The organism is Paenibacillus tengchongensis (assembly GCF_008973665.1).
Lineage (GTDB): Bacteria > Bacillota > Bacilli > Paenibacillales > Paenibacillaceae > Paenibacillus_AQ > Paenibacillus_AQ tengchongensis.
Genome location: NZ_WACP01000058.1, coordinates 1 through 657 on the forward strand (window position 1 = coordinate 1; position 657 = coordinate 657).

A 657-nucleotide genomic window follows, 5' to 3' on the forward strand; every position below is an offset into this window, starting at 1 on the left:
CTGGAAGCCTTGTCCGAATACTATCTGCTGAAAAATCAGGCGCTGCGCACGAACTCCGGAGACGACATCAGGCTGCTACAGAACGACGACCAGTTAAGCATCATCGTGAACGGCCAATGGTACCGGGATATTCCGGTTCCGTCGCTGGAGCAGCTTAAACAAGGCGGGGGCCTCAACAACCAGACAAGCTATACGTTTGAATTCCAAGAGGCGGGCTTTGTCTTTGTATCGGAGAACGGAAATTTTATCGGCTTATCGCGGTTTGAGACGGTGGAAGAGGATACCTTGATCGAAACGATCGACGGGATTGTGAATGCGAAATTAATCGATATCGACTATGTGCTCGGGGAGTATTCCTGGGGAGCCAAGGAAGCGGTAGAGATGATCAGCGGTGCGCTGGAGGGACGCTCGGGCATGCTGGGGAAGCTGGGAACGGGGCTGTCGGTTGTCGGCAGGGTGCAGGATGTGATTGACAAGATGGTAACGGCGGAGGATGCGCTAAAAGCCTACACGGATTTCAAACGGGGCGATTTGCTGACCATCGATCCGTTCAAGGATCTCCAGGATTTCTTGTCGGTAGGCGGGCTGCTGCCGGGCAAGCTGTCACCGCTGTTCATGACCATGTATCTGAACGGGATGTTTACGATCGGGAGCGAA

Annotated in this window: 1 protein-coding gene; it reads left to right on the top strand. The window is 53.9% G+C overall.

Annotated features, from left to right (window positions below; translation table 11 throughout):
• Positions 1 to 657: hypothetical protein (locus F1381_RS28540; RefSeq protein ID WP_187355601.1), on the top strand; the 657-nt coding region annotated here is incomplete at both ends.